Source organism: Candidatus Magnetobacterium casense, from assembly GCF_019173545.1.
Classification (GTDB): Bacteria; Nitrospirota; Thermodesulfovibrionia; order Thermodesulfovibrionales; family Magnetobacteriaceae; genus Magnetobacterium; species Magnetobacterium cryptolimnobacter.
In genome coordinates this window covers 1-4463 of sequence record NZ_JABXWD010000293.1, presented here as the reverse complement: position 1 = coordinate 4463, position 4463 = coordinate 1, and the positions used below count along the sequence as shown (strand labels likewise).

Genomic DNA, 4463 nt, shown 5'->3' with positions numbered 1-4463 from the left:
AGTCCCCTTGACCCCATTTATGAGCCGGCTTTATCATTAACTACTATAACTCTCTGCTATGACTTAGTATTTATATTAACATTTGGATAAGGGTGTTATCAAGCTGCTTTTTTCTAAGACTTGTCAAAGCCTCGTCATACATGCTAATCTAAAGGTGGTGGCAACGATTAGTAAGGAGCTTCTTAACGGCACGGACATAAGCCGGATTATATCCAGGATCGCTCATGAGATTATTGAACGAAACAGGGGGTGTACGGGGTTGTGCATCGTTGGAATTCAGCAGGGGGGCGTACAGCTTGCCGGGCGGATCGTCGAAAAAATACGCTCCATCGAAAATGTGGACGTGCCATCGGCGTCGCTGGATATATCGTTTTACAGGGATGATCTAGGCATCAGAAAGACCCAGCCGGTGGTGCGAAAGACGCACATGCCCGTTGACATCAACGGTAAGACCATAATCCTAGTTGACGACGTGATCTACACCGGACGCACGGTGAGGGCGGCCATGGATGCCCTGATGGATTTTGGCAGACCCGCACAGATACAACTGGTAGTGTTGATAGACAGAGGACACAGGGAGCTACCAATCAGGCCGGACTACGTAGGAAAAAACGTGCCCACCTCAAAGTCCGAAGACATCAGGGTGTTCCTTGAGGGACGTGACCAGGATGACAAGGTCTGCATCCAAAGCGCATAGGAAGATGTTATCCTACTGTCAACAAGGTAAAATGGGGTCAAGGGGGCTGGCCCCCTTGCAGGGGAGGTCTGAGGAGGGGGCGGAGCCGCCCTCCTTCTTTTTCTTTTTTTAGGGGGTGAACGATTACACCCTTGAAACTATTGGCTGTAATGGTTGTAGTGATTATCCTGGGTTGCGGCAACGACGATAACAGAAGGGATGATGTTGCTGAGGGAGTGTATGGTGGTATCATTGCGATAGGTGGTGATGATGAGGACGTTGCATACTGTGCTCATCGAGTTGCCGATGGCGGGTTTGTCGTTGGCGGATCGACGTACTCATTTGGTGCCGGCAGCAAGGACATCATCATTGTGAGGCTCACCCCATCCGGTGCCCTTCAATGGGCGTACACCTATGGCGGGGGGGAGATTGACAACCTCCAGTCCTGCATTGAACTGGGCGACGGTGGATTTGTTGCGGCGGGGTATACGAGTTCCTTTGGCGCTGGATACAGCGATGCGTGGGTGTTGCGCCTCAACGACGATGGCTCCATACAGTGGAGTAAGACGTTTGGCGGCACCGGCGTAGATTACGCAAAGGCCATACGGGTACTGGGCGACGGCGGGTTTATTGTTGCCGGTTACACGGGGTCTTTTGGCAGTGGGGCAGACGATATCTGGCTGTTGAGGCTTGACGCTGATGGCAACGTACTCTGGCAAAAGACCTATGGAAGCAGCAGCATCGAAAACACCTATGCCATCGAGGAAGTCCCGCAGGAGGGATTCATCGTTGCAGGTCAGACCAATGCACCGGATGGCAGTCAAAGGGGCATCATCCTTCTGAGGCTTGACGCCGATGGCAATCCCCGGTGGCAGAGGGTCATCAAGGGGGCAGACCCGGTGGGGGCGTACTCTGTCAAACCACTTGCAGATGGCGGGTTTATCGTCTCAGGCTATCACATCGCCACAACCAATACGGCCATTGCCGTCATCAGGACGGATGCGGAGGGACAAATCCTCTGGCAATACGCCTATGGTGGTGTCGGCGGGGGAGATGACCGCTCTTATGCTGTCAACGTTGTTACCGATGGCGGTTTTGTTGTTTCGGGTACTACGACGTCTTTTGGTGGTCTCTCCGGTTCTGCGTTGTGGCTTCTGGGGCTTGCCCCCAATGGCGCTCTACGCCGCCAGTATGCCTACGGCGGGGACTACGGTGCCTGGGGCAGTGCTTTTACGTTGGATATCGGCACGGGTAATGGTTTAAGTAGCAGCCTTGTCGTCGGTGGGGCTATAAAAATCAAAGCCTCAACGGACAAGGACATGCTCCTTGCACTCGTGCCGGGCGATGGCAACATCGCAAGTCTTGCAGTAGAGACCAACGCCGTTGTCTCCCCCATTCACGCAGAGAGCATCCCGGCAATCACAACGGTTACAACAACGCACGGCATTACAACGGATGCGGCAGTCACACCCCTCAGATGCACTCCAAGGGTTGATATGTCTGGCATCCGCGGTTAAGTTTGGTTTCAACCCCTGTGTGGAAGATATGTAAAATGTCTCATCGAACATCAGAAATATTCGTCATGTCTGCCACAGCGTAGAAGGATATAAGAGCCTTAGCCTTGCTCAATCAAAAACAAGAAACGCTAATTAATGTTGATCCTACCTTAGCTTAACACGTATGCCCGTGACCCCGTAAAAGTAGCACGATTGGCTATCTGACCTGTTCGCGGACGAGGCGGATACCCTCCCACGCCGGAAGTTTGCCCTCCACCCTGGCCAGGATCAACTGGCTCCAGAGGTAGAGGCGTAAAGCGTATTGTTGAGCGTCTTTGTTTTTGTCTCTTTCTTTGGCTTTCATTTCATCAAAGCCGATACAAGTGCATTCAGAGATACGAGCCATATATTTTCTATAGGCGAGCCTCTTGCAACGTTGGTAGACGATACAACATCGTTATTGTTCCACCCTGCCTCTCCGTAAGCCATTTGCAAAACTCCTCTGCATTGTTAAGTCTGACGCCAGTAATTGGTTCATTGGCACTGCCTGTTGGAAATGTATAGTCCAACCAATGGTCAGGTTGTAGATATCTTTCCTTTTTTCGCATATCGTCAATAAACAACTGGTATTGAGCACATATTACATAATCGTTGCTTATTTGCCGCTTGTCATCTATAGGGGTGAATAATTTAAGCTGTCGGTTCATGATGACTTCCAAGGCAATCCTTCGCAGGTTTTCATCATCAGATTCAAGATTGCGTGCAAAAAATCCTTCAATGGCCTCGCGAACTTCAACGTCAATCAGTTGTACCTCTTCAAGACACTCAAGGGCCAGTGTTAAAGCAGATACCGTTTTTACCTCAAGACAGGCATTGATGATGTCTGTAGCGTCCCCACGGGTTGCATACAATCTCAGTGTCTCATGCCACCAACTGTCACTGACAAGATTGCGCCAATCACGGGTACTGTCGGCCTTGTTCAACCAGCATGAAACGGTTAAAAACTCCTGAAACGTAAGGTGGGCAAAGCCAAGTATCCCCTCTTCCCGTTCGACTAAAAGGCCGCTTGTCCCTTGCAGGCTTAGAAAAAAAGCATCTTCATCATCTTTTTTAACGCCTATACGGCGCAAGGCTTTCAGAGTGATCTTAATAGCATCTTTTCTTGATATCTCGCGTATCTTCTTTTCCATCATATGGCAGGCAAGTGTCTCCAGGACACTTCTTTTTTGAGTGGAGCTAAATTCGTCATTTATCCCTTTCACTTGACGCCAACGAGATAGCATTACCTCGCATATCTCTCCATAAAGTTCAGAGCGACTGCCGGGCAGAGCGCTTCTATACCTATGAACCATCGCTATCATCGTCAATAGCAGGGGATTTGCTGTAAGGGCACTAAGCGTCGGAACTGTTTGCAGACGCTGAAGGAGGTCTGCAGCTCCACGGTTGGCTCTCTCACGCACTCTATAGTTGTCTACGTTACCCTCACTTCTTTTCTCGTTTGCAAGGTACCAGTTGTTGACAAAGCGTTTTACCTGTTCGGCATTAAAGTTCTGCACTTCGAGGATATAAGCGCCATGAAGTGGGGCAACCTTATACCCAAGTGGACGCGACGTCAGGAGAAACAAACTTTCCGTATACGTATTGATCTGTTGATTGACCCAAGCTGAGACCTTCTTTCTATCCTCCTCGTCTCCAACTTCATCCAGGCCATCAAGGAGAACTATACATTCACCCGTCTTCAGCTTATCCTCAAACCACGTATCGAACGGTTTGAGATTGGGAAATAACCCCTCATTGCTAAAATAACCCTTTGCAATGTCTCCAAGATTAAGATTTTTAGGTTTTTTCGATTTTGACTCTTTTACTATGCCTTTTACAACCTGCCTTATCGGGATAAAGATTGGTACATACGGACGTATATTATACAGACCATGACGTTTGTCCGCAAGAATGACAGCGATATTCTGAAGCAGAGTGGTCTTTCCACAGCCTGGTGGACCAATCAGGGCATAACCTTCAACCCTTTGATTTTTCTTGCGTCCATCCTCGCTGATACGTATGAAATCCCATATGTGCTTTGTCTGAGCAAGCTCTTTGGTTTCTATCAGGTTTGTCAAAGGCTTGTTAGGATTGCTGCTTGGATCTATTCGTACATCGACAAAAACTTGATCGAGATCGAGAGTGAAGGAATCGATCAGGCCAAGTCCCTTCGTGTTAAATGTGTTGTGGTCAAGTATGATCCTCTTGCGGTATCGTTCTTCAAACTCTTGGGAAGGGTTTACGGTGGGAGA

At 49.2% G+C, this 4463-nt stretch carries 3 protein-coding genes and 1 pseudogene; 2 read left to right on the top strand and 2 right to left on the bottom strand.

From position 1 onward, the window contains the following. The first annotated feature begins 166 nt into the window (after positions 1–166). Positions 167–697 (top strand): bifunctional pyr operon transcriptional regulator/uracil phosphoribosyltransferase PyrR, encoded by a 531-nt coding sequence (gene pyrR / locus HWQ67_RS13555; RefSeq protein WP_218253224.1) that lies wholly within the window; start codon positions 167–169, stop codon positions 695–697. A gap of 149 nt (positions 698–846) precedes the next feature. Further along, on the top strand, positions 847–2193 hold the full coding sequence (locus HWQ67_RS13550) for a hypothetical protein (protein ID WP_218253223.1): 1347 nt from the start codon (positions 847–849) through the stop codon (positions 2191–2193). Between the two features lie 196 nt (positions 2194–2389). On the opposite strand, the gene HWQ67_RS13545 is transcribed toward HWQ67_RS13550, so the two are convergent. Next, positions 2390–2536, bottom strand: a complete 147-nt coding sequence (locus HWQ67_RS13545; protein ID WP_218253222.1) for a hypothetical protein — start codon at positions 2534–2536, stop codon at positions 2390–2392. Between the two features lie 49 nt (positions 2537–2585). Beyond that, positions 2586–4463 (bottom strand): annotated as a pseudogene (locus tag HWQ67_RS13540) (SUMF1/EgtB/PvdO family nonheme iron enzyme); the annotation flags it as partial.

Coding starts and splice junctions, on each gene's coding strand:
- HWQ67_RS13550 (WP_218253223.1), top strand. CDS start 847: ATGGTTGTAGTGATTATCCTGGGTTGCGGCAACGACGATAACAGAAGG.
- HWQ67_RS13545 (WP_218253222.1), bottom strand. CDS start 2,536: ATGAAAGCCAAAGAAAGAGACAAAAACAAAGACGCTCAACAATACGCT.